Annotated in this window: 22 protein-coding genes; 13 read left to right on the forward strand and 9 right to left on the reverse strand. The window is 56.8% G+C overall.

All coding sequences use genetic code 11. The annotated features are described in order from the left end of the window. The first annotated feature begins 221 nt into the window (after positions 1-221). On the forward strand, positions 222-1565 hold the full coding sequence (gdhA, locus tag NWP14_RS06490) for an NADP-specific glutamate dehydrogenase (RefSeq protein WP_095096882.1): 1344 nt from the start codon (positions 222-224) through the stop codon (positions 1563-1565). 86 nt (positions 1566-1651) lie between these two features. On the opposite strand, the gene NWP14_RS06495 is transcribed toward gdhA, so the two are convergent. Both NWP14_RS06495 and selD read right to left on the reverse strand, forming a co-directional pair. Next, positions 1652-3604: a DNA topoisomerase III gene (locus tag NWP14_RS06495; protein ID WP_346431654.1), complete on the reverse strand. Its 1953-nt coding sequence runs from the start codon at positions 3602-3604 to the stop codon at positions 1652-1654. Between the two features lie 4 nt (positions 3605-3608). Beyond that, positions 3609-4652: a selenide, water dikinase SelD gene (selD, locus tag NWP14_RS06500; protein WP_095096876.1), complete on the reverse strand. Its 1044-nt coding sequence runs from the start codon at positions 4650-4652 to the stop codon at positions 3609-3611. A gap of 227 nt (positions 4653-4879) precedes the next feature. Between selD and phoC the strand changes: the two genes are divergently transcribed. Then, entirely contained in the window at positions 4880-5626 is a 747-nt protein-coding gene (phoC, locus tag NWP14_RS06505) for an acid phosphatase PhoC (RefSeq protein ID WP_095096873.1), read from the forward strand. Between the two features lie 45 nt (positions 5627-5671). On the opposite strand, the gene NWP14_RS06510 is transcribed toward phoC, so the two are convergent. Next, positions 5672-6223, reverse strand: a complete 552-nt coding sequence (locus NWP14_RS06510; RefSeq protein ID WP_346431655.1) for an NAD(P)H nitroreductase — start codon at positions 6221-6223, stop codon at positions 5672-5674. Positions 6224-6388: 165 nt separating this feature from the next. On the opposite strand from NWP14_RS06510, the gene sppA reads away from it, so the two are divergent. From sppA to yajD, 5 genes are all read left to right on the forward strand, one after another. Continuing rightward, complete coding sequence (sppA, locus tag NWP14_RS06515; protein ID WP_331835433.1) at positions 6389-8242, forward strand: signal peptide peptidase SppA; 1854 nt, start codon at positions 6389-6391, stop codon at positions 8240-8242. A 330-nt stretch (positions 8243-8572) separates the two neighbouring features. Beyond that, the gene (ansA, locus tag NWP14_RS06520) at positions 8573-9589 is read left to right on the forward strand and encodes an asparaginase (protein WP_095096864.1); all 1017 of its coding nucleotides are present in this window, start codon (positions 8573-8575) and stop codon (positions 9587-9589) included. A 10-nt stretch (positions 9590-9599) separates the two neighbouring features. Continuing rightward, on the forward strand, positions 9600-10241 hold the full coding sequence (pncA, locus tag NWP14_RS06525) for a bifunctional nicotinamidase/pyrazinamidase (RefSeq protein WP_095096861.1): 642 nt from the start codon (positions 9600-9602) through the stop codon (positions 10239-10241). A 170-nt stretch (positions 10242-10411) separates the two neighbouring features. Next, positions 10412-11665: a glycoside hydrolase family 18 protein gene (locus tag NWP14_RS06530; RefSeq protein ID WP_375215010.1), complete on the forward strand. Its 1254-nt coding sequence runs from the start codon at positions 10412-10414 to the stop codon at positions 11663-11665. Positions 11666-11812: 147 nt separating this feature from the next. Then, on the forward strand, positions 11813-12157 hold the full coding sequence (yajD, locus tag NWP14_RS06535; RefSeq protein WP_095096855.1) for an HNH nuclease YajD: 345 nt from the start codon (positions 11813-11815) through the stop codon (positions 12155-12157). 74 nt (positions 12158-12231) lie between these two features. Here yajD and NWP14_RS06540 read toward each other — a convergent pair whose 3' ends face one another. Both NWP14_RS06540 and msrB read right to left on the reverse strand, forming a co-directional pair. Then, complete coding sequence (locus tag NWP14_RS06540) at positions 12232-12507, reverse strand: YeaC family protein (RefSeq protein WP_375215011.1); 276 nt, start codon at positions 12505-12507, stop codon at positions 12232-12234. Between the two features lie 44 nt (positions 12508-12551). After that, a complete protein-coding gene (gene msrB / locus NWP14_RS06545) occupies positions 12552-12965 on the reverse strand; it encodes a peptide-methionine (R)-S-oxide reductase MsrB (protein WP_095096848.1) in 414 nt (137 codons plus the stop codon). 339 nt (positions 12966-13304) lie between these two features. Here msrB and gapA point away from each other — a divergent pair, with 339 nt between their 5' ends. After that, the gene (gene gapA, locus NWP14_RS06550; RefSeq protein ID WP_045855008.1) at positions 13305-14300 is read left to right on the forward strand and encodes a glyceraldehyde-3-phosphate dehydrogenase; all 996 of its coding nucleotides are present in this window, start codon (positions 13305-13307) and stop codon (positions 14298-14300) included. Positions 14301-14387: 87 nt separating this feature from the next. Continuing rightward, the gene (locus NWP14_RS06555) at positions 14388-15275 is read left to right on the forward strand and encodes a D-hexose-6-phosphate mutarotase (protein WP_346431658.1); all 888 of its coding nucleotides are present in this window, start codon (positions 14388-14390) and stop codon (positions 15273-15275) included. A gap of 91 nt (positions 15276-15366) precedes the next feature. On the opposite strand, the gene NWP14_RS06560 is transcribed toward NWP14_RS06555, so the two are convergent. The 3 genes from NWP14_RS06560 to NWP14_RS06570 all read right to left on the reverse strand — a co-directional run bounded on the left by NWP14_RS06560 (position 15367) and on the right by NWP14_RS06570 (position 18616). After that, positions 15367-16824 (reverse strand): DASS family sodium-coupled anion symporter, encoded by a 1458-nt coding sequence (locus tag NWP14_RS06560; protein ID WP_375215012.1) that lies wholly within the window; start codon positions 16822-16824, stop codon positions 15367-15369. Between the two features lie 98 nt (positions 16825-16922). Continuing rightward, a complete protein-coding gene (locus tag NWP14_RS06565) occupies positions 16923-17777 on the reverse strand; it encodes an aldo/keto reductase (protein ID WP_375215013.1) in 855 nt (284 codons plus the stop codon). Positions 17778-17869: 92 nt separating this feature from the next. Then, entirely contained in the window at positions 17870-18616 is a 747-nt protein-coding gene (locus NWP14_RS06570) for a MipA/OmpV family protein (protein ID WP_095096837.1), read from the reverse strand. Between the two features lie 429 nt (positions 18617-19045). Here NWP14_RS06570 and yeaG point away from each other — a divergent pair, with 429 nt between their 5' ends. From yeaG to NWP14_RS06585, 3 genes are all read left to right on the forward strand, one after another. Beyond that, positions 19046-20980 (forward strand): protein kinase YeaG, encoded by a 1935-nt coding sequence (gene yeaG, locus NWP14_RS06575; protein WP_095096834.1) that lies wholly within the window; start codon positions 19046-19048, stop codon positions 20978-20980. Between the two features lie 160 nt (positions 20981-21140). Further along, positions 21141-22421, forward strand: a complete 1281-nt coding sequence (locus tag NWP14_RS06580) for a YeaH/YhbH family protein (protein ID WP_375215014.1) — start codon at positions 21141-21143, stop codon at positions 22419-22421. 248 nt (positions 22422-22669) lie between these two features. Then, entirely contained in the window at positions 22670-22978 is a 309-nt protein-coding gene (locus tag NWP14_RS06585; RefSeq protein WP_375215015.1) for a hypothetical protein, read from the forward strand. Positions 22979-23128: 150 nt separating this feature from the next. Here the strand turns inward: NWP14_RS06585 and NWP14_RS06590 are convergent, their stop codons facing one another. Then, a complete protein-coding gene (locus NWP14_RS06590) occupies positions 23129-23428 on the reverse strand; it encodes a putative quinol monooxygenase (RefSeq protein ID WP_095096825.1) in 300 nt (99 codons plus the stop codon). 327 nt (positions 23429-23755) lie between these two features. Here NWP14_RS06590 and NWP14_RS06595 point away from each other — a divergent pair, with 327 nt between their 5' ends. Next, positions 23756-23914 carry a YnfU family zinc-binding protein gene (locus tag NWP14_RS06595; RefSeq protein ID WP_218029263.1) on the forward strand — a complete coding sequence of 53 codons (159 nt, stop codon included), beginning with the start codon at positions 23756-23758 and terminating at the stop codon, positions 23912-23914. The last annotated feature ends 112 nt before the right edge of the window (positions 23915-24026 follow it).

The following is a 24026-nucleotide window of genomic DNA, read 5'->3' on the forward strand; positions in this document are numbered from 1 at the left end:
AACGATTGCTGGTGTTATAGTCGGAAAATCGGCTTTTTCAAGGGCCGAACCATAATAAAAATACATAAAATCATTCAGGTTGCATCACGGCGGCAAAAGAGTCGCTCCCCGGCGGCTGACATCGGTAAGCGGCGGGGGTGAGCGAGCGCGGTCGGCAAAGAGGCAGACCTGACGGATGAGATGTATAAACGCAACCACAACCATAAGGGGAAGTTATATCTATGGATCAGACGTGCACTCTGGAAGGTTTTCTCGCCCGCGTTCAACAGCGCGATCCTCATCAAACCGAATTTGCTCAGGCCGTCCGCGAGGTGATGACCACCCTGTGGCCTTTCCTTGAGGAAAATCCGCGCTATCGCCAGCTCAATCTGCTGGAACGTTTGGTTGAACCGGAGCGGGCTATCCAGTTCCGCGTCGTATGGGTTGATGACCGCAATCAGGTTCAGGTTAACCGCGCCTGGCGCGTGCAGTTCAACTCCGCCATCGGCCCGTATAAAGGCGGCATGCGCTTCCACCCGTCGGTCAACCTGTCGATCCTGAAATTCCTCGGCTTCGAGCAAACGTTTAAAAACGCCCTGACCACCCTGCCAATGGGCGGCGGTAAAGGCGGCAGCGATTTCGACCCGAAAGGGAAGAGCGACGGCGAAGTGATGCGCTTCTGCCAGTCGCTGATGACCGAACTGTATCGTCATTTAGGCCCGGACACCGACGTACCGGCTGGCGATATCGGCGTTGGCGGTCGCGAAGTCGGCTTTATGGCCGGGATGATGCGTAAGCTCTCCAACAACAGCGCCTGCGTGTTCACCGGCAAAGGGCTCTCCTTCGGCGGCAGCCTGATTCGCCCGGAAGCGACCGGCTATGGCCTGGTCTATTTCACCGAAGCGATGCTTAAACGCCACGGTCTTGGCTTCGAAGGGATGCGCGTAGCGGTTTCCGGCTCCGGCAACGTGGCCCAGTACGCCATCGAAAAGGCTATGGAGCTTGGCGCGCGCGTGATCACCGCCTCTGACTCCAGCGGCACCGTGGTCGACGAAGCGGGCTTTACCCCTGAGAAACTGGCGCGCCTGTGCGCGATTAAAGCCAGCCGCGACGGTCGCGTTGCCGACTATGCCCGCGAGTTTGGTCTGAACTATCTCGAAGGCCAGCAGCCGTGGTCCGTGCCGGTGGATATTGCGCTGCCGTGCGCCACGCAAAACGAGCTGGACGTTGACGCCGCTCGCCTGCTGATCGCCAACGGCGTTAAGGCCGTGGCCGAAGGCGCAAATATGCCGACCACCATCGCCGCAACCGACCTGTTCCTCGAAGCCAACGTGCTGTTCGCTCCGGGTAAAGCGGCTAACGCCGGCGGCGTGGCGACTTCCGGTCTCGAAATGGCGCAGAACGCCGCGCGAATGAGCTGGAAAGCAGAGAAGGTTGACGCCCGTCTGCACCACATCATGCTCGACATTCACCACGCCTGCGTGGAGTACGGCGGCGAAGCGAAGCAGACTAACTACGTGCGCGGCGCCAACATTGCCGGGTTCGTTAAAGTGGCCGACGCGATGCTGGCGCAGGGCGTGATTTAACCCGCAGGCTTTCCCGGGTCGCGCGTATCCGGGAGAGCAGCTGATGGGTTCCTACGGATAAAGACCCCGGCCTGCGGGGTCTTTTATTATGGATTGTCGGCAGGCGCATCCGCCGCCGGCTTTTTGCCCTTCGTCCTGGCTTTCGGCTTGCCTTTGCTGAACTCCTTCTTACCGCCTCCCGGCGCAACGATACCGCGGAACTGGCGAGCCGGCGTGCTGCGCGCCTGGTCGATAAGCTGATAAAGCGTTCCCACCAGCGGCTGCATAAAGTCCTGATAGCGGCACTGCTTTTCGCTGATTTGCGTCAGCACCGATTCCCAGTGCGCGGTCATATCCGGCCTGGCGGCCATTTCGGGCAGGGAGTGAATCAGCGCGCGTCCTGCGTCCGAGGAGTGGATATAGCGCCCTTTTTTGACTAAAAACCCGCGTTTAAACAGCAGCTCAATAATTCCGGCGCGGGTCGCTTCCGTACCCAGGCCGTCGGTAGCGCGCAGGATCTTCTTCAGATCCTTATCCTGCACAAAGCGGGCAATCCCGGTCATCGCGGAGAGCAGCGTCGCATCGGTAAAATAGCGCGGCGGCTGGGTTTGCCGCTCCACCACTTCACCCTTTTCACACAGCAGCTCATCGTCCTTCGCCACCACCGGCAGCGGCGTACCGTCGTTCTCTTCATCGCGCTCTTTATTGCCCAGCAGCGCCCGCCAGCCGGCCTCGGCGAGGAAACGGGCCTTGGCAACAAACTTGCCGTTGGCGATCTCAAGGTCAATCTGGCATTTGCGGAATACCGCGTCCGGGCAAAACTGCATCAGGTACTGGCGTGCGATCAGGCCGTAGACCTTGACCTCGTTCTCCGTCAGCCGCACCTGGCTGCTGCGCGCGGTGGGAATGATGGCATGGTGCGCATCAACTTTTTTATCGTCCCAGCAGCGGTTGCGGATTTCCGGGTTAACCACCGGCTGGGGCAATAAATCCGGCGCGTGGACGCCAATGGCGTTGAGTACCGCATGGCGGCCGGCGAAGTGCTCCTCCGGCAGATAGCGGCTGTCCGAACGCGGGTAGGTGATCAGCTTGTGGGTCTCGTACAGCTTCTGGCAAATATCCAGCACGTTTTGCGCGCTGAAGCCAAAACGCTTTGCGGCCTCAATCTGCAGCGCCGAGAGCGAAAACGGCAGCGGAGCGGGTTCCGAATCCCGCTTATCGTTGTAGGCCGTGACCATCGCGGGCTGGCCGGTAATCCGCGCGACGACGTGTTCGGCCAGCGGGCGATGCAGCAGGCGCCCCTCCTCATCCTGCCAGGATTCGCAGGCATCGCTCGGCTGCCAGGTCGCGACGAAGCGCTCCTGCAGGGGAGTGACGATATGCGCCTTAACGTCGAAGAAATCCTTCGCCACAAAGTTCTCGATCTCTTCATCCCGACGCACTACCAGCCCGAGCACCGGGGTCTGCACGCGCCCAACCGAGAGAACGCCCTGATAGCCCGCGTTGCGCCCAAGCAGCGTGTAGGCCCGGGTCATGTTGATCCCATACAGCCAGTCGGCGCGCGCGCGCGCCAGTGCCGATACGCATAGCGGAATAAACTCGCTGTTGGCCCGCAGACGAGAAATCGCCCGCTCGACCGCCTGCGGGTTAAGATCGTTGATCAGGCAACGCTGCACCTGCTGGCGCTTTTCCGGCGCCAGCTGCAGATAGTCGAGGACTTCATCCACCAGCAGCTGACCTTCCCTGTCCGGGTCACCGGCGTGGATCACCTCTTCGGCGTCGCCCAGCAGCCGCTTGATGACGTTAAGCTGTTTGCTGACCGACGGTTTCGGCTGTAGCTGCCACTTATCCGGGACAATGGGCAGATCGACCAGGTTCCAGCGCGCGTAGCGCCCGTCATAGACATCCGGCTGCGCCTGCTCAAGCAGATGGCCAATACACCAGGTGACCACCTGCCCGTTGCCGCACTCAATATAGCCGTCGCCCTTGCGATGCGGCTTGGGTAACACCTCGGCAATGGCGCGGCCGAGGCTCGGTTTTTCTGCAATAAACAGCCGCATGTAATCAACGGATCTCGATCATGGGGCGTCCGCCGCGGGCGGTAACCAGCTCGCCGATAGCGGCCAGCGTCACGCCGGACGCCTCGGCCGCCGCGCGGACCTCGGCTTCGGCTTCCGGCGATACCGCCAGCAGCAGGCCGCCGGAGGTTTGCGGATCGCACAGCAGATCGCGCCACTCCGGCGGCATTTCGCCCATCAGGTGGCCGTAGCTGGCAAAATTCCGCCCGGTGCCGCCGGGAACCGCGCCGGCGAGAATGTACTCTTCCACGCCCGGCAGTTTCGGGATGTCGGCATAGTTCAGCTGCGCCTGTACGCCCGCCCCGCGGCACACTTCGCTCAGGTGCCCAAGCAGACCAAAACCGGTGACGTCGGTCATCGCCTTCACGCCATCAATATTGGCAAATGCGGAGCCGACGAGGTTCATCTGACACATGGTTTCGGTGGCCAGCCCCTGATGCTCAGGCTTGAGCAGCGATTTTTTCTCGGCGGTCGTCAGCACGCCGATCCCCAGCGGTTTGGTGAGGAACAGCCGGCATCCCGCCTCGGCGGTGCTGTTTTTCTTGATACGTTCGGTGGGCACCACGCCGGTCACCGCGAGACCGAAAATAGGCTCAGGCGCGTCAATGGAGTGGCCGCCGGCCAGAGAGATCCCCGCCTGCTGGCAGGCGAAACGGCCGCCGTCAACCACTTCGCGGGCGATTTCCGGCGCCAGGGTGTTAATCGGCCAGCCGAGGATGGCTATCGCCATAATCGGTTTGCCGCCCATAGCGAAAATATCGCTGATGGCGTTAGTCGCGGCAATGCGCCCAAAGTCGAACGGACTGTCGACAATCGGCATAAAAAAGTCGGTCGTGCTGATGATGGACGTGCCGTTACCCAGGTCATAGACCGCCGCATCGTCGCTGGTTTCATTGCCCACCAGCAGGTTGGGGTCAATAAATTTTGCCTGGTCACTTTTAAGGATAGTTTCCAGCACTTTAGGGGAAATTTTACACCCGCAACCGGCTCCGTGGCTGTATTGCGTTAAACGAATAGCTTGCTCGCTCATGGACATCTCCTGTCATTGCAATCCCGCTATGGTAGCGCCCAAACGTCGAGGTGGTAAGTACGACAGTCTGAAATCGCGAATAGTTGCTCATTAAGCACACAAATATGCGATTTTGCGATAGGGAGCCATTTTTTTAACGGCATTTTAACTTTTACTAAAAGATGACAGAAATGTGACAAAGAAACATTCTGCTCTCTCTGGACAGATAACAACGAAAGGAAATTTTGATGAAAAAGCGCGTTCTCGCCCTTTGCCTGGCAGGCCTCTTCTCCGTTAACGCTTTTGCCCTGGTGGCAACGGGTAACGATGCCACGACCAAACCTGACCTCTATTACCTGAAAAATGCGCAGGCCATCGATAGCCTGGCGCTCCTGCCGCCACCGCCGGAAGTGGGCAGTATTGCCTTTTTAAACGATCAGGCCATGTATGAGAAAGGACGTCTGCTGCGGGCGACCGAGCGCGGTAAGCTGGCGGCAGAGGACGCAAACCTTAGCGCAGGCGGCGTGGCGAACGCCTTCTCCGGCGCATTCGGCTCCCCGATCACCGAAAAAGACGCGCCGGCGCTGCACAAGCTGCTGACCAATATGATTGAAGATGCCGGCGACCTCGCAACCCGCGGGGCGAAAGAGAAGTACATGCGCATTCGTCCGTTCGCGTTTTACGGCGTTGCCACCTGCAACACCACCGAGCAGGATAAGCTGTCGAAAAACGGCTCCTATCCTTCCGGCCACACCTCTATCGGCTGGGCCACGGCGCTGGTACTGGCCGAAGTTAACCCGCAGCGGCAGAATGAAATTCTCAAGCGCGGCTACGAGCTCGGCGAGAGCCGGGTCATCTGCGGCTATCACTGGCAAAGCGACGTCGATGCCGCGCGCATTGTCGGCTCAGCGGTAGTGGCGACGCTGCATACCAATCCGGCTTTCCAGCAGCAGCTGCAAAAAGCGAAAGATGAGTTTGCGAAACAGCAGAAGTAGTCCGTAAGGCAGCCCGGCGGCAAGCGCCTGCCGGGCAATTCATGCTCAGAAACGCACGACGAACGGCGCGGTATCGGCGACGGCGATGCTGGTTGATGCTTTAAGCAGCGGCGTGCCCAGATAGAGGAAACCGACGATTTTATCCTGTTCGCGGCAGGCAAAACCTTCACGCACGATGGCGCTTTCGGTTAACGCCCCGCTGCGCCAGATACCGTTGAATCCCTGAGCGACCGCGGCCATCTGCATCGCCATGACCGCACAGCCCGCCGACATCTCCTGCTCCCACTTAGGCACCTTCGGATGATCCTCACAGCGGGCAACCACGGTGATAATCAACGGCGCCCGGAACGGCGCGCTGCGCGCTTTCTCTACGCCCTTTTCATCCTGCCCGGCGGCCAGCGCGCCTTTTTCCAACAGCTGGCTGAAGCGCTCGCGCCCTTCATCGGCAATAATAAAGAACCGCCACGGCTGTAATGTCCCGTGATCCGGGGCGCGCAGGCCGGCGCGGAGAATATTTTCCAGCTGTTCGCCGGCCGGAGCCGGTTCAGCCAGGCGTGAGGCGCTGCGGCGGTTAACCAGTAGGTCGAGAGCATCCATCTATGTGACTCCTGTGAGGTTATTTTTCATAAAATTAACATGCTCACGAATTTTGTTACAGCCCGACGGGTGATTCCTGCTGACAAGCGCCGATGGTCTCTTTAGGATAGCCAGACGCGGCAGCCCCTGCGGTTAGCCCACTTTTGATAATGTTAGGGAGAATACATGCGAACCCTTTGGCGACTGATTGCCGGATTTTTTAAATGGACGTGGCGAGTACTTAATTTTGTTCGTCAGCTCGCGCTAAACCTGGTTTTCCTGCTGCTGGTGCTGGTTTGCATCGGCATCTGGGCGCAGTTCAGCAGTACCACCACGGAGCATGCCGCTCGCGGCGCGCTGCTGATGGATATTACCGGCGTAGTGGTCGACAAGCCTTCGGCCAGCAGCAAGCTTGGCGTGATTGGCCGCCAGCTGTTTGGCGCCAGCTCGGACCGCCTGCAGGAAAACTCGCTGTTTGATATCGTACAAACCATCCGTCAGGCGAAAGACGACCGCAATATCACCGGCATCGTGCTGGATCTGAAGAATTTTGCCGGCGGTGACCAGCCGTCGATGCAGTACATCGGCAAAGCGCTGCGCGAATTCCGCGATAGCGGCAAGCCGGTCTACGCCATCGGCAGCAGCTACAGCCAGGGGCAGTACTATCTGGCAAGCTTCGCCAATAAAATTTGGCTCTCGCCGCAGGGCGAAGTTGACCTGCACGGTTTTGCCACCAACGGCCTGTACTACAAGTCGCTGCTCGATAAGCTGAAGGTGTCCACCCACGTTTTCCGCGTCGGAACCTATAAGTCAGCGGTCGAGCCGTTTATCCGCGACGATATGTCCCCGGCCGCCCGTGAAGCCGACAGCCGCTGGATTGGCGAGCTGTGGCAGAACTATCTCAATACCATCGCCGCCAACCGGCAGATCACCGCCCAGCAGCTGTTCCCCGGCGCCCAGGGCGTGCTCGACGGCCTGCGCAAGGTCGACGGCGATACGGCGAAATACGCGCTGGACAGCAAGCTGGTTGATGAGCTGGCAACCTCTACCGATATCGAAAAGGCGCTGACCAAACAGTTTGGCTGGAGCAAAGCGGATAACAACTATCGCGCCATCAGCTATTACGATTACAGCGTTAAGACACCGTCCGACCAGGGTGCCGCAATTGCGGTTATCTTCGCGAACGGCGCGATCATGGACGGTGAAGAAACGCCGGGCAACGTCGGCGGCGATACCACGGCGGCCCAGATCCGCGATGCGCGCCTCGATCCGAAGGTGAAAGCCATCGTGCTGCGCGTTAACAGTCCTGGTGGCAGCGTCAGCGCTTCGGAAGTGATTCGCGAAGAGCTGGCGGCGGCGAAAGCGGCGGGCAAACCGGTGGTGGTTTCTATGGGCGGCATGGCGGCATCCGGCGGCTACTGGATTTCCACCCCGGCGGATTACATCGTGGCGAACCCGAGCACCCTCACCGGCTCCATCGGCATCTTTGGCGTGATCAACACCGTTGAAAATACCCTGGGCTCCATCGGCGTACATACCGACGGCGTGTCCACTTCGCCGCTGGCGGATGTCTCAACCACCAAATCCTTGCCGCCTGAAGTGCAGCAAATGATGCAGCTGAGCATTGAGAACGGCTATAAGCGCTTTATTACGCTGGTGGCTAACGCGCGTAAGAGTACCCCGGAGAAAGTTGACCAGATTGCCCAGGGCCACGTCTGGACCGGCGAAGATGCCAAGGCCAACGGCCTGGTTGATAGCCTCGGCGACTTCGATGATGCGGTGGCGAAAGCCGCAGAGCTGGCGAAGCTGAAACAGTGGCACATTAACTACTACCAGGAAGATCCGACCTTCTTCTCAATGGTGGTTGATAGCCTGACCGGTTCCGTTCGCGCGTCGCTGCCGGCAGCGCTGCAGGCCTGGCTGCCCGCACCCGTCGCGGCGGCGGCCGATGCGGTGAAGGCCGAAAGCGACAAGCTGGCGGCATTTAACGATCCGCAGAACCGCTACGCCTTCTGCTTAACCTGCGCCAATATCCGCTAGCCCGCCCCGTTCGACATTAAACCCCGGCTATCGGCCGGGGTTTTATTTTTCCCCCGCAATAGCAGGTATACCCTAAATAATTCGAGTTGCATGACAAAACGGTTAACCGTTTTGAACAGCGCTTGCGCTGGCCCCGAAGGGGTGAGGCCGTAGGCCGAATCACGCGGCAAGCGAGCGAATCCCCGGGAGCATAGGCCACTATGTGACCGGGGTGAGTAAGCGCAGCTAACGCATCTGCAGCTCGAAGTATGACGGGTACGGGTATATACGCTGTATTTTTTTCGCGACCACTTTATACTGCGCCTGTCTACGTACAACCTAAGCGATGCTATGCACAAGAAATCGATTTACGTTGCCTACACCGGTGGGACCATCGGTATGCAGCGCTCCGAACACGGCTATATTCCCGTCTCCGGCCACCTGCAGCGTCAGCTCGCGCTGATGCCTGAGTTCCACCGTCCGGAGATGCCGGACTTTACTATTCACGAATATGCCCCGCTGATGGATTCGTCCGACATGACGCCGGAAGACTGGCAGCATATCGCGGAAGATATTCGCGCCCACTATGATGAGTATGATGGCTTCGTGATCCTCCACGGAACCGACACCATGGCGTTTACCGCCTCGGCGCTGTCGTTCATGCTGGAGAATCTGGGCAAACCGGTAATTGTGACAGGGTCACAAATTCCGCTAGCCGAGCTGCGCTCCGACGGGCAGATCAATTTGCTGAACGCGCTGTACGTCGCCGCAAATTACCCGATTAACGAAGTGGCGCTGTTTTTCAACAACTGTTTGTATCGCGGCAACCGCACCACTAAAGCCCATGCCGACGGGTTCAACGCCTTTGCTTCTCCGAACCTGGCGCCGCTGCTGGAGGCCGGGATCCATATCCGCCGCCTCGGGACGCCGCCGGCGCCGCACGGCGTGGGCGAACTGATCGTGCACCCGATTACGCCGCAGCCGATCGGCGTGGTGACGATTTATCCGGGGATCTCCGCCGACGTGGTGCGCAATTTTCTCCGCCAGCCGGTGAAGGCGCTGATCCTACGCTCTTATGGCGTCGGTAACGCCCCGCAGAACGGCGAGTTTATTCGGGTTCTGACCGAAGCCAGCCAGCGCGGAATTGTAGTGATTAACCTGACGCAATGCATGTCCGGCAAGGTCAACATGGGCGGCTATGCCACCGGCAACGCCCTCGCCCAGGCGGGCGTGATCGGCGGTTTCGACATGACCGTCGAGGCGACGCTGACCAAGCTGCACTACCTGCTGAGCCAGAATCTGAACGTTGAGGCCATTCGCCGCCTGATGCAGGAAAACCTGCGCGGTGAGCTGACTCCCGATGAGTAAGGAGCTTGTGATGACCAATCGTGCCCTGCTGTTGGTTGATTTACAAAATGATTTTTGCGCGGGCGGCGCGCTCGCCGTTCCGCAGGGCGATAGCACCGTTGATGTCGCCAACCGGCTGATCGACTGGAGCCTGGCGCGCGGCGAAATAGTCGTTGCCAGCCAGGACTGGCATCCGGCAAACCACGGCAGCTTCGCCAGCCAGCATCAGGCCGAGCCCTACTCGCAGGGCGAACTCGATGGCCTTGCGCAGACCTTCTGGCCGGATCACTGCGTGCAGCATAGCGCCGGGGCGGAGCTGCATCCGCTGCTTCAGCAGCAGGATATCTCCGCCGTGTTCCACAAGGGCGAAAATCCGGCGATCGACAGCTATAGCGCCTTTTTCGACAACGGTCATCGCCACAAAACCCAGCTCGACGACTGGCTGCGCGCGCGCGGGATCGCCGAACTGATCGTGCTGGGTCTGGCGACCGACTACTGCGTTCAGTTTACGGTGCTGGACGCGCTCGACCTCGGATATCGCGTTAACGTGATTACCGACGGCTGTCGCGGCGTCAATATCCAGCCGCAGGACAGCGCCCACGCCTTTATGGCTATGGCCGCCGCCGGCGCGACGCTCTATACCCTCAGCGACTGGCTGGAAACCCAGGCCTGATCCTTCGCCCGAAGCCGCCGCTTCGGGCCACTTCTTTGCGCCTCCTCTGAGCGATTCATTGAGCTAACTCGCAGATTCAACAGGCTATTGCTGATAGTGTGGGCGGGCTTTTTTTCGCCACGCCATTCCCGTGGCGTGTTTGCTTTTTTTAATGTCAAAGAGGATCGTCCATGAAACTTTTGCCTTTACTGGCAGCATTACCCCTGCTTTGCGCCTCAGTTGTCTCTGCTCACTCCCTGATGTCCGTCGGCTATTTTAACGGCGGCGGCGACGTGACCGCCGGTCCGGGCGGCGATATCGATAAACTGGACGTGCGCCAGATTACCCATCTCAACTACTCCTTTGGCCTGGTCTACAACGACGAAAAGGATGAAACCAACGCGGCGTTAAAAGACCCTGCCAGGCTGCATCAAATTTGGCTGTCGCCAAAAGTACAGGCTGATTTGCGCAAAATCCCCGCGCTGCGCCAGCAGAACCCGGAGCTGAAGGTTCTGCTTTCCGTTGGCGGCTGGGGCGCACGCGGATTTTCCGGCGCGGCGGCCAGCGAGGAGAGCCGCGCGGCGTTTATCCGCTCGGCGCAGGAGATCGTCGCGCAGTATGGCCTGGACGGTATCGACCTCGACTGGGAGTATCCGGTCAACGGTGCGTGGGGACTGGTTGCCAGCCAGCCGGCCGATCGCGATAACTTTACCGCGCTGCTGAAGGAGCTGTGGGCCGCATTTGGCCAGAAAAAGCTGGTGACCATCGCCGTGGGAGCCAACGCCGAAAGCCCCAAAAGCTGGGTCGATGTCAAAGCTATCGCCCCGCTGCTGGATTACATCAACCTGATGACCTACGACATGGCCTACGGCACCCAGTACTTCAACTCTAATCTGTACGACTCAACCCGGTGGCCGACGGTGGTGGCGGCGGATAAGTACAGCGCCGATTTTGTGGTTAATAACTATCTTGCCGCCGGTTTGAAGCCGGGCCAGATGAACCTCGGCATTGGTTTCTATGGTCGGGTGCCAAAACGGGCGGTTGAGCCGGGCATCGACTGGAGCAAACCCGATGCGCAGAAAAATCCCGTGACTCAGCCCTGGTTCGGAACCGAGCAGATCGCGCTGTTCAAATCCCTGGGCTTCGATCTGAGCAAAGATACCTACGTAAAGTACAACGATATCGTCGCGAAGCTGCTTAACGATCCGCGCCAGCGCTTTAGCGAGCACTGGGATGACCAGGCGAAGGTGCCGTGGCTGTCGGTGCAGTCGGCGGACGGCAAGGCGCTGTTTGCGCTGTCCTACGAAAACCCACGCTCCGTTGCGCTCAAAGCCGACTATATCAAGAGTAAGGGGCTGGCAGGCGCGATGTTCTGGGAGTACGGCGCCGATGAGCAAAACCAGCTGGCCAAACAGCTGGCCGAGTCGTTAGGGATTAAGCACTAACCTCATGATCGTTACCGCCCGCAGCGCGGGACGCGGCGCCCTGAAGGAGATGAGGTGTGTCGCGTCCGGCGATAGGTTATGATTGTCGCAATCGGCTGCGCCAGGTTTGGCGCAGCTTTTCATTTGCTACAGGAGGCATGGGGCTTTATGGCTTTTATCCCCAAAAACTACGCCCGTCTGGAAGTCGGTTATCGCGAAAAGGCGCTAAAACTCTTCCCGTGGGTCTGCGGACGCTGTTCCCGTGAATTTGTCTATTCGAATCTGCGTGAGCTGACGGTGCACCATATCGATCACGATCACGGCAACAACCCGGAAGATGGCAGTAACTGGGAGATGCTGTGCCTGTACTGTCACGACCACGAGCATTCCAAGTACACGGAAGCCGATCAGTATGGTTCAACGGTGGTGGCGGGCGAAGACGCGCAAAAGAGCGTCGGCGACGCGAAATATAACCCTTTTGCCGATCTTAAAGCGATGATGAACAAGAAGTAACCGGTCCGTAAAGCTTCAGCGCCCGGCGGCGAAACCCGCCGGGCCTGCGTAAGCAGCATACCAGCGCGAGCCGATCAGGATTTAAACGTCACAATAGGTTCTGGCAAAATGCCGAACTCCACTTTTAGCTCCTGCTTGCTCTTCATCACCATCTGTCCGTTGGTATCGATCGTCATATGCTGGGCCTGGACGTTGTGTCGCGCCTGCCACAGCATCACCAGCTGCAGGCTGTTCTCTTTCTGCTCCGGGGTTAACGCCACCCCATCCGGCCATTTTCCCAGCTCCACCGCCGTGGCCAGACGCTGATAAACTTCCGGGGTCATACTGTCGATAATTTGCTCGATATCCATCGTCCGCTCAACTCCGCATTGGAATAATTTGCTGAATCGTTTCTTTAGCCCTTGATCTGCTCGCCGTTATCATCGTCGCTGAAGCTTAACGAGGCCGAATTTACGCAAAAACGCTCGCCGGTCGGCTGCGGACCATCCGGGAAGACGTGTCCGAGGTGAGCATCGCATTTACCGCAGCGAATTTCCGTGCGCTGCATACCGTGAGAGTAATCGTTCAGATAGCGAATGGCCTCGTCGCTTACCGGCTCAAAAAAGCTCGGCCAGCCGCAGCCCGAATCGTACTTGGTTTGCGAGTGAAACAGCGCCGCGTCGCACACCAGGCAGTGGTAGACGCCGTCTCGTTTGTTGTGGAGCAGTCGGCCGGTGAACGGCGGCTCGGTGCCGTGATTCTGCGTCACGTAAAACTGCATCTCGCTCAACTCTTTTTTGAGCTCGTCCGAGGAGGGTTTATTCGACATGTGCATGCTTCTCGCTGTGAAAGGACAACTTTAACTGCTCGATTCTAACAAAACATTAACAATGAAGCGTGGACTTTTGTTCTAAACTTATTCGATGCCGATGGGCAGCTAGATAATTGTGACATAAATCACATTTTTATCTTTAATGACCTTTAAAATTCCGCGCGCAGTCCCCATATGGAATTGGGCTCAAAGGGAGAGTGAGGCAAATCAATCGCGCAAAGGTGTGCTCTGGATTGATTTGTCGCAATGATTGACACGATTCCGCTTGACGCTGCGTAAGGTTTTTGTAATTTTACAGGCAACCTTTTATTCACTAACAAATAGCTGGTGGAATATATGACTATCAAAGTAGGTATCAACGGTTTTGGCCGTATCGGTCGCATTGTTTTCCGTGCTGCTCAAGAACGTTCTGACATCGAGATCGTTGCAATCAACGACCTGTTAGACGCTGACTACATGGCTTACATGCTGAAGTATGACTCCACTCACGGCCGTTTCAACGGTACCGTTGAAGTGAAAGACGGTCATCTGGTCGTTAACGGTAAAAAAATCCGTGTTACCGCTGAACGCGATCCGGCTAACCTGAAGTGGGACGAAGTTGGCGTTGACATCGTTGCTGAAGCAACTGGTCTGTTCCTGACTGACGAAACCGCTCGTAAACACATCACTGCTGGCGCGAAAAAAGTCGTTCTGACTGGCCCGTCCAAAGACAACACTCCGATGTTTGTTAAAGGCGCTAACTTTGACAAATACGAAGGCCAGGACATCGTTTCTAACGCATCCTGCACCACTAACTGCCTGGCACCGCTGGCTAAAGTTATCAACGACAACTTCGGCATCGTCGAAGCGCTGATGACCACCGTTCACGCGACTACCGCTACTCAGAAAACCGTTGATGGCCCGTCTCACAAAGACTGGCGCGGCGGCCGCGGCGCATCCCAGAACATCATCCCGTCCTCTACCGGTGCTGCTAAAGCAGTAGGTAAAGTACTGCCAGAACTGAATGGCAAACTGACCGGTATGGCGTTCCGCGTTCCTACTCCGAACGTATCCGTTGTGGACCTGACCGTTCGTCTGGAAAAAGCTGCTTCTTATGAAGAAATTAAGAAAGCCATCAAAGCTGCTTCCGAAGGCGCAATGAAAGGCGTTCTGGGCTACACCGAAGACGACGTTGTATCTACCGATTTCAACGGCGAAGTTTGCACTTCCGTGTTCGATGCTAAAGCAGGTATCGCCCTGAACGACAACTTCGTGAAACTGGTTTCCTGGTACGACAACGAAACTGGTTACTCCAACAAAGTTCTGGACCTGATCGCTCACATCTCCAAATAAGTTGAGATGAGAACCTGATCCAAAAAGGCGACTTCGGTCGCCTTTTTTTATGGCTTAACTCAGTACCTGTACACCAAGGATTGCACCATGATTAACAAAATTTTTGCTCTCCCGGTTATTGAACAAGTTACTCCTGTCCTCTCCCGCCGCCAGCTTGACGACCTCGACCTGATTGTCGTTGACCATCCGCAGGTTAAAGCTTCCGTCGCCTTCCAGGGCGCCCACCTGCTCTCCTGGAAACCTGCCGGCGAAGAAGAAGTTCTGTGGCTCAGCGCAAACACCCCGTTTAAAAGCGGCATCGCGCTGCGCGGCGGCGTGCCGGTTTGCTGGCCGTGGTTTGGCCCGGCGGCGCAGCAGGGTCTTCCTGCCCATGGCTTTGCGCGCAACCTGCCGTGGACGCTGAAAGGTCACAATGAAGATGAAAGCGGCGTGATGCTGACCTTCGAACTGAAAAGCAGCGATAAGACCCGGCAGTACTGGCCGCACGAATTTACGCTCTACGCGCGCTTCAAGCTGGGTAAAACCTGCGAAATCGAACTGGAAGCGCACGGCGAATTTGAAACCACCTCCGCCCTGCATACCTACTTCAACGTCGGAGATATTGCGGCGGTGAAAGTCAGCGGCCTGGGCGATCGCTATATTGATAAGGTTAACAACGCCCAGGAAGGCGTGCTAAGCCACGGCGAGGAGACCTTCCCGGATCGTACCGACCGCGTCTATCTGAACGCGGATGCCTGCAGCGTTATTCACGACGGCGCGCTGAACCGCAGCATTGACGTTATTCATCACCATAACAGCAACGTGGTGGGCTGGAACCCTGGCCCGGCGCTTTCCGTGAGCATGGGCGATATGCCGGACGACGGCTACAAAACCTTCGTTTGCGTCGAAACCTGCTGCGTCACCGGATCGCAGAAAGCCAGCGAAGAAAAACCGTCTCGCCTGGCGCAAACTATCCGCGTCGCGAAAAGAGGCTAATGCCGCTGCGCTCCTGAACCGGAGACGCGGGATCAAAAACAGGGCGCAATCGCCCTGTTTTTTTACTGATGCCGCATGCGACGTTGTTCCGTTACCAGAACCCCACCAGCTTCATCCACGCGCCCCCCAGCACCAGCCAGATGAAGATAGACGCAATCGACACCACGAAACTGACGCCCCACCACTGACCCGTGGTGTTATAGCCGGAACCAAACAGAGCGGGCCCCGGGCCGCCAGAGTACTGCGTCAGCCCCATCGACAGGTTCGAGGTATAGCCCAGCACCAGGGCGGCGAAAAGCGGCGGCACGCCGACGGAAACGGCAACAGCCAGAAACGCCAGGTACATAGCGGAAATATGCGCCATCGCCGAGGCGAAGAAATAGCGGGTATAGAAATAGACCGCGACCAGCAGTAAGAAGACCGTTATCCACTCGAAGTGGCCGACATAGCCGACAATCCGCTCCGATATCCAGCTAATCATGCCGTACTTGTTGAGCGCGTTGGCCATCATCACCAGTACGGCGAACCAGAACATCGTATCCCAGGCCGTTTTTTCTTCAATAATGTTTTTCCACGACATGATATTGCTGACCAGCAGCACCATCAGCCCAATAAACGCGGAAAGGGTGGCGGGAATGGCAAAGAAAATGTCGCCCACCGTCCAAAGCAAGATCAGCAGGACAAAATCAAGCGCGAGGATTTTTTCCGCCAGCGACATCGGCCCCATTTTGCGCAGCTCTTCTCTGGCGATCGCGGGAATTTCCGGCGTTTTCTTCAGCTGCGGCGGATAAATAGCGTACAGCACCAGCGGCAGCAGGATCAAAGAGGCAATCCCCGGCACGATCGCGCCGACAAACCAGGTCGTCCAGGTGATTTCAATGCCCTGGCTTCTCGCCAGTTCGGCTATCAGCGGGTTACCCGCCATCGCCGTTAAAAACATCGTACAGACAATGGCGTCAATCTGAGAAACGCAGAGCATTAAAAAGGCGCCGGCTTTTCTGGCCGTCGCGCCAGGTTCCGACTGGTATGCGGTCGCAATGGACTGCGTAATAGGATACATAATGCCGCCGCCCCTCGCCGACGCCGAGGGAATGCCCGGCCCCAGGACAACGTCAGACAGGGCCAGACCATAGGCTACGCCCAGCATGCTTGAACCGCATTTGGAAATAAACCACAGCGCCACCCGCTTGCCCAGCCCCGTCTTAATCACCGCCCGGGAGATGAACATCGCGATACCAATCAACCAGATCGTACCGTTGGTAAACCCGGAAAGCGCCGCGATTTTGTCGCTTTTACCCGGCGAGAGAGGCGTCACCCCTAAAAATGCGGAGACGATCAGCGCAATCATCGTCACCGCCCCCATCGGCATCACCTTCAGGATGATGGCAAAGATCGTTGCGGCAAAAATAGCAAACATTTGCCATGCATGAATGGCCAACCCTTCAGGGGGAGGGGTAAACCAGATAATTGCGCCGAACAGGATTGTCAGGGCGGCTTTCCAGAGGGGAAAAGCCAGCTTCACGTCCAGAGGCTTGTTAGGTTCAGTCATGTCATTCTCCTTTTTCTTTTATCTTTAAAAGGATAATCACAACTGAGCATTGATATCCATCAACGAAACCCGCAGATGTCTTTGTAAAATCAGCGCCTTTACACCATATCTAAGGGCGTTTTGCGCCCCGGCGCCGGAAAGGCCCTTTCCATCACCGCGATATCGTTCTCATCCAGCACCACCTCGAGCGCGGCCGCGTTCTCTTTAACGTGCGCGATGCTTCCGGCCTTTGGAATCGTCATCACCCCTTTGTGGCTGATTACCCACGCTAACAGGAGCTGCGCGACCGTGACGCCCTTTTCCAGCGCCAGGCTGCTGAGGGCGGGATGATTCATTAAGCCATCGCGCAGGCGACCGGCCTGGGCCAGCGGGCTGTAGGCCATAACCGGCAGCTGCTGCTGCTGACACCACGGCAGCAGATCGTGTTCAATGCCGCGCGATGCCAGATGATACAGCACCTGGTTGGTCGCGCAGCGTCTGCCTCCGGGCACCTGCCACAGCGCCTGCATATCGTCGGTATCGAGATTGGAGACGCCCCAGCGGCGAATTTTGCCCTGAGCAACCAGCGCCTCCATCGCCTCGACGGTTTCTGCCAGCGAGAAATCACCCCGCCAGTGCAGCAGATAGAGATCGAGATAATCGCTCTTCAGACGACGCAGGCTGGCTTCACAGGCCTCGCGCATCCTGCGCCCACCGGCGTGCCACGGATAGACTTTGGAAACCAGCGTCACGTGGTCGCGCAGGCCGCGAAGCGCCTCGCCCACCACCTCTTCCGCCCCGCCGTCGGCATACATTTCGGCGGTATCGATAACCGTCAGCCCGAGCTCAACGCCCGCTCGCAGTGCAGCCACTTCCTGCGAGCGATGCGCGCCGTTTTGTCCCATATACCAGGTCCCCTGCCCGATGGCAGGAACCGCCTGCTGGTCGCCAAAGCGGCCCATTTTTACCGTCATCGCTACCTCCCGTCGCTTATTGCACCACCGTAATGCAAAACAGGGCGCTACGCCCTGTTTTGATGCACAGATGTGTCTATAAAGATGCACAATCAGAAAGTGTAGGTGATCCCGGTGGAGATCAGACCGCTCCAGGATTTGTCCACCATCGGGCTGTCGGTGATTTCGTCGGAGAGGCGGGTGTAGCGCGCCGCGCCGTATACGCTCCAGTCGCCGAGGAAGCGATAGTTTGCCGACAGTTCGAGATACGGGTTCCAGCTGCTATCCGGGTCGTAGCTGCGCATGCCGCTGCGATCGGATTCGCGCTTCGAAACGCCGTAGTAGTATTCGTTCTGGTTGTCGCTGCTCCACTCCACGCCGATACCCGGCGTTAAGGTCAGGTTGCCGTTGGTGTAGCGATAGAGCCAGGCCATGTCCCAGGTAATCCCGTTGCTTTTATCCAGCGTATCGCCGGCGAGGGTGGTACGCAGGAAGCCATACGGGGTGTTGTGGACATAAGACAGCCCGGCCATCATCGTCGATTTACGCCGATCCAGCTTACGCATCTGTTCGCTGTCGCTGTCGCCCGGCTTAAAGTACATCGGCGACCAGTAGGCGGTAACCGACAGCTTATCGCTCTCGTCATTCCATAAGTAGTAACCGCCGCCTAAGCCACGGAACCAAAAGCTGTCGCTCTCGTAGCTGATTGCCGGCACCGGGTAAACATCGACGTCATATTGCTTATACGGGCTTTCGACGATACCCACGCCGGCCCCCAGCGTTAACTTCCCGTCGGCGTGCGCTGCCGACACACAAGCCAAAAGGCACACGCCTGGTGCCAGAGATTTGATCTTCTTCACAATCCATATTCCCGTTTGTCAAATAATCCGCGCAGGCAGTTTAACGTCGTAGCCCTCATGCCTCAAATTCTTTACCCGTCATTACAAAAAATGACTCCCCCGCTCATCAATACAGGGTTTCGGACCTGCAGCTTCATGACAACACGATGAAGGCCCCCGGCAGGACGTGCGAAAAAGCGGCCTTTTTTAGGATGAGTTATTGATATGTCATTGAAATTGATTTTTCGCTGCATGCAAGTTTTCTAAATGCATCTACGCTTTAATTTAGAAGATGTCATTGCAGGGCACGTTATCTTAATCTTGTCGACAACCTGGCATAAGGGTTGCTGGAGAATCAGTAGACGTCGCGCTCTGCTTGCCTCTTCCGGGAGCACCCACTATTCATATGAACGCTCTCAACTTGTGCTAAATACGAAAGGACGGCATGCCATGAATATATTCGATCACTATCGCCAGCGTTATGAAGCTGCCAAGGACGAAGAGTTCACACTGCAGGAGTTTCTTACCATCTGCCGGCAAGATCGCAGTGCTTATGCCAACGCGGCAGAAAGGCTGCTGATGGCCATTGGTGAACCCGCAATGGTCGATACGGCCCTGGAGCCAAGGCTGTCCCGTCTCTTTTCAAACCGGGTTGTCGCACGCTATCCGGCATTTGAAGAGTTTTACGGTATGGAAGATGCCATTGAACAGATCGTTTCTTACCTGAAGCATGCTGCGCAAGGTCTGGAAGAGAAGAAACAGATTCTGTATCTGCTGGGGCCGGTGGGCGGCGGTAAATCATCCCTTGCCGAGCGTCTGAAATCATTAATGCAGCGCGTACCGGTTTACGTGCTGAGCGCGAACGGCGAGCGCAGCCCGGTGAACGACCATCCTCTGTGCTTGTTTAATCCGCGGGAAGATGCGCAGATCCTCGAGAAGGAATATGGCGTACCAACCCGCTATCTCGGCACCATCATGTCGCCGTGGGCGGCCAAGCGTCTGCATGAGTTTGGCGGCGATATCACCAAATTCCGCGTCATCAAGGTGTGGCCGTCGATTCTGGAGCAGGTTGCCATCGCCAAAACCGAACCCGGCGATGAGAACAACCAGGATATTTCTGCCCTGGTCGGTAAGGTTGATATTCGCAAGCTGGAGCACTACGCCCAGAACGATCCGGATGCCTACGGCTATTCCGGCGCCCTATGCCGCGCCAACCAGGGGATTATGGAATTCGTCGAGATGTTCAAAGCGCCGATTAAGGTGCTGCATCCGCTGCTGACCGCCACTCAGGAAGGCAACTATAACGGCACCGAAGGGATTTCCGCCCTGCCGTTTAACGGGATTATCCTCGCGCACTCGAACGAATCTGAGTGGGTGACCTTCCGTAATAACAAAAACAATGAGGCCTTCCTCGACCGCGTCTATATCGTCAAGGTGCCTTATTGCCTGCGCATTTCTGAAGAGATGCGTATTTATGAAAAACTGCTGAATAACAGCGAGCTGACCCATGCGCCCTGCGCACCTGGCACCCTTGAAACGCTGTCGCGCTTCTCGATTCTGTCGCGCCTGAAAGAGCCGGAAAACTCGAGCATTTACTCCAAAATGCGCGTCTATGACGGCGAGAGCCTGAAAGATACCGACCCGAAAGCGAAATCCTACCAGGAGTATCGCGATTATGCCGGCGTCGACGAAGGTATGAACGGTCTCTCCACCCGCTTCGCCTTTAAAATATTGTCGCGGGTATTTAACTTTGATCATGCCGAGGTTGCCGCTAACCCGGTTCATCTGTTCTACGTTCTGGAACAGCAAATTGAGCGCGAGCAGTTCCCGCAGGAGCAGTCGGAGCGCTACCTGGAATTCCTCAAAGGCTATCTGATCCCGAAATATGCCGAGTTTATCGGTAAAGAGATCCAGACCGCCTATCTCGAATCCTACTCCGAATACGGGCAGAACATTTTTGACCGCTATGTCACCTATGCGGATTTCTGGATTCAGGATCAGGAATACCGCGATCCGGATACCGGCCAGCTGTTCGACCGCGAATCGCTGAACGCGGAGCTGGAGAAAATTGAAAAACCGGCGGGGATCAGCAACCCGAAAGACTTCCGTAATGAGATAGTCAACTTCGTGCTGCGCGCCAGAGCAAACAACAGCGGACGCAACCCGAACTGGACCAGCTACGAAAAACTGCGCACGGTTATTGAGAAGAAAATGTTCTCCAATACCGAAGAGCTGCTGCCGGTCATTTCGTTCAACGCCAAAACCTCTACCGACGAGCAGAAAAAGCACGATGACTTCGTCGACCGGATGATGGAGAAAGGCTACACCCGTAAGCAGGTACGTTTGCTGTGCGAATGGTATTTGCGCGTACGTAAATCGTCCTGACGTGCGGCAAGCCCGATCGCTGCGGGGCAAAAAAGAGATACCAACAATTCGAGTTGCAGGGAGCCCCGGAGGTTTACTCAGGTAAGCGTCCGGGGTAAGCAACGCACAATGCGGCTTGAAGTATGACGTGTATGGTTGGCAAATGCAGTACGGGGGGCATATGACCTGGTTTATAGACCGGCGCCTGAACGGGAAGAATAAAAGTGCGGTGAATCGCCAGCGCTTTTTGCGTCGCTACAAGGCGCAGATCAAACAGTCGATCTCCGAGGCGATCAACAAGCGCTCGGTGACCGATATTGAGAGCGGAGAATCCGTCTCTATTCCGACGGATGATATCAACGAACCGATGTTTCATCAGGGTCGCGGCGGCCTGCGCAATCGCGTGCATCCCGGCAACGACCATTTTGTGCAAAATGACCGTATTGAACGACCGCAGGGTGGTGGCGGCGGAGGTAGCGGCCAGGGGCAAGCCAGCGCCGATGGCGAAGGCGAGGATGGGTTTGTCTTTCAGATATCCAAAGACGAGTATCTCGACCTGCTGTTTGAGGATCTCGCCCTGCCGAATCTGAAGAAAAACCAGCAGCGGCAGCTTACCGAGTTTAAAACGCATCGGGCGGGTTTTACCGCTAACGGAGTCCCGGCTAACATCAGCGTGGTGCGTTCGCTGCAAAACTCCCTGGCGCGACGTACCGCCATGACCGCCGGTAAGCGACGCGAGCTGCGCGCGCTGGAGGCGGATCTGGACTTCATCACTAAAAGCGAACCGGCACAGCTGCTGGAAGAAGAGCGGCTGCGTCAGGAGATAGCCGAGCTGCGGGCGAAGATTGACCGCGTGCCGTTTATCGATACCTTCGATCTGCGCTATAAGAATTATGAAAAACGGCCCGAGCCCTCCAGCCAGGCGGTGATGTTCTGCCTGATGGACGTTTCCGGCTCCATGGATCAGGTAACCAAAGATATGGCCAAACGTTTTTACATCCTGCTGTATCTGTTCCTCAGCCGGACCTATAAAAACGTCGAGGTGGTCTATATCCGCCACCATACCCAGGCAAAAGAGGTGGACGAACACGAGTTTTTCTATTCGCAGGAGACCGGCGGCACGATCGTCTCCAGCGCGCTGAAGCTGATGGATGAAGTGGTTAAAGCGCGCTACGACCCGTCGCAGTGGAATATCTACGCCGCGCAGGCGTCGGACGGCGATAACTGGGCGGATGACTCGCCGCTGTGTCACGAACTGCTGGCGAAGAACATCCTGCCGGTGGTGCGTTACTACAGCTATATTGAAATCACCCGTCGCGCCCACCAGACGTTATGGCGTGAATATGAACACCTGCAGGCGACCTTTGAAAACTTCGCCATGCAGCATATACGCGACCAGGAAGATATCTATCCGGTATTCCGCGAGCTGTTCCATAAGCAGAGTGCCAATACCACCAGCTAACGTAAATAAATCAGCCAGTTAATTATATTTTCTGGCTGATTTTCTATCCCTCGCACGCAATATTATTCTCCCGCTGACGCAATGGTTAGCGCCTGTTCCGGCATCATGCTCCCCTTTTCGTTTCCCGTACGCCGCGTCCTCGGTCGCGCCAGTATCAGGCTTAGCCAACGCCGGGGTTATTATCCCTGGGGACAGCGAGGACCTACCGTGCTAATTTGCTGCTTCGGCTTATTAAGAGGTTGAGAGTAATGAGAAAAAAGCTTCAGAACATGTGCTGGCTGCTGGGAGCTATCGCGGGCGGCGCATCAGCAGAGCAATTTGGCACTCCCGTATCAATCTGCCTTGATAATCACACGGTCCCGTTCATTAAAACGGATAAGCCAGCCATTGAGATTGTTGACGCCGCTTACCGGCAGTGCGAGGCCGCGCTCAGGCTGTGGAGAGACGAGCGCAAATCATTGCCTCCTGAAATGGTTGCCAAACAGGACCAGGAGTTTCATGACTTTTATGTCCATATGATTGAAATAAGGCGCAAGGCTCCGGCGGGAGCAGAATAACGGAAGCGGCGTTGCGTTGGCGGTCGTGAGTGACGCTTCGCCCAAAGCCGCCTCAGGCCATCCATCACCGGGGAAGATAATTCGGACTTTAAATCGACCCGCCGCGGGCCGCCTGAACAACAAGATGGCGCCGCATTACCGCCGGCCTGGCTATTCCTCCGGATTCACCCGGCAATTCATCAGGATATAGCGGGCGTCTTTTCGCTTATGCTGGTCGATTAAAGGGACCAGTCGTCTGAAATGCTCGCTGGCGCAATGCGCGTCAAGGGCCGCGTGGTCTGGCCACTCCTCAATAAAAATGAAATGTCCGGGATCCTTCTCATCAATATATAAATCATAAGCGATACAGCGCGGCTCTTTCTTCGTTGCCGATACCAGTTCCCGGTACAAAGGGAGAACGATTTCAACGCATTCGGGTTTTATAAAATCTTCGGCAGTGACTTTTAACATACGCGCCTCTTAGTTAAAACGAATACTGACTCGCCGGGGATGAATGATACCTCAGCGTCATCAGGCCCGTTCTCCGTTGGGATAGCGCTGACGCTGGTCATTTTCTGCAAGCATCATAGCCTTTGCTCTCGGGAAGTGCACGACGGTCCGCCCTTCCCTCGGGAAAGTCAAAGGAGGGTCGCGGGCAGTTTTATGGCAGAGGTGGACTACCGCAGCGGCCTGAGATGAGGGAGAGAAGCAGCAAATATAAACGGGGAGGTTTTTATATAGATTAAATTTTATCCAGACGTGGTAGACTGAAACACATTCATTGAAAGGTTAATCATCATGTCATTTCTCGATTACGCAATGAAGCTCATCGGTGGAACGTCCACCGCCACCTGCCCCATCTGCGGCTTAAAATCCCCCCAGCCTGCATCAAAGATTCGGTTAAAGCAGGCAATGCTATGCCCGGGATGTAAGGCCCTTTTTGTCTCGCCACGCTAACCCCTTACGCCGGCTCACGTACAAACCGGTGTTCTATACTGAAATAAAGACCGGCAGCTGTTAAATCCCTGATGCCTTACGCCCATCCTGAGAGAACGTTTCTGAACTGATT

The organism is Klebsiella sp. C349492 (assembly GCF_042055345.1).
Classification (GTDB): Bacteria; Pseudomonadota; Gammaproteobacteria; order Enterobacterales; family Enterobacteriaceae; genus Klebsiella; species Klebsiella scottii.